General features: G+C 59.1%; 1 protein-coding gene. It reads left to right on the forward strand.

Features of this window, described 5'->3' with window-relative positions:
• On the forward strand, positions 1-908 hold a 908-nt coding region (locus B5G42_RS17620), incomplete at both ends, for a DEAD/DEAH box helicase family protein (RefSeq protein WP_162611157.1).

A 908-nucleotide genomic window follows, 5' to 3' on the forward strand; every position in this document is an offset into this window, starting at 1 on the left:
GAGCAGATGAACTGCATCCGGCCCCGGGAATATGATGGGAGCCACATCACCTTCAGCGGCATCAACCCGGCCATTCAGCTCCGGCCCCATCAGCTCAACGCCATCGCCCGGGTGCTGTATGGCGGCAACACACTCCTGGCCCATGAGGTGGGTGCGGGCAAGACCTTCGAGATGGTTGCCGCCGCCATGGAATCCAAGCGCCTGGGCCTGTGCCAGAAGTCCATCTTCGTGGTGCCCAACCACCTGACCGAGCAGACCGCCTCGGAGTTCCTGCGGCTCTACCCCTCCGCCAACATCCTTGTGACAACCAAAAAGGACTTCGAGAAGCGCAGCCGCAAGAAGTTCTGTGCCCGCATCGCCACCGGGGACTACGACGCCGTCATCATCGGCCAAAGCCAATTCGAGAAGATACCCATGAGCCCGGAACGGCAGAAGCGGATGCTGGAAGAACAAATCGACGACATCGAAGAAGGCATCCAGGAGGTCAAGAGGGCCAAGGGCGAACGGTTTACCATCAAGCAGCTGGAGCACACGCGGAAGTCTCTGAAGGCCCGGCTGGAAAAGTTGCAGGCCAACCACCGCAAGGACGATGTGGTGACCTTTGAACAGCTGGGCGTTGATCGGATGTTCGTGGACGAGGCGGACCACTATAAAAATCTGGCCTTCTACACCAAGATGCGGAATGTGGCTGGCCTCTCTACCTCTGACGCCCAGAAGTCCAGCGATATGTTCCTGAAATGCCGCTACCTGGACGAGCTGACCGGGAACCGGGGCGTCATCTTCGCCACCGGGACCCCCATCTCCAACTCCATGACGGAACTCTACACCATGCAGCGGTATCTGCAATATGACAGGCTCCAGGAGCTGGACATGACCCACTTCGACAGCTGGGCTTCCAGGTTTGGAGA

This window comes from Flavonifractor sp. An91 (assembly GCF_002159225.1).
GTDB lineage: Bacteria > Bacillota > Clostridia > Oscillospirales > Oscillospiraceae > Flavonifractor > Flavonifractor avicola.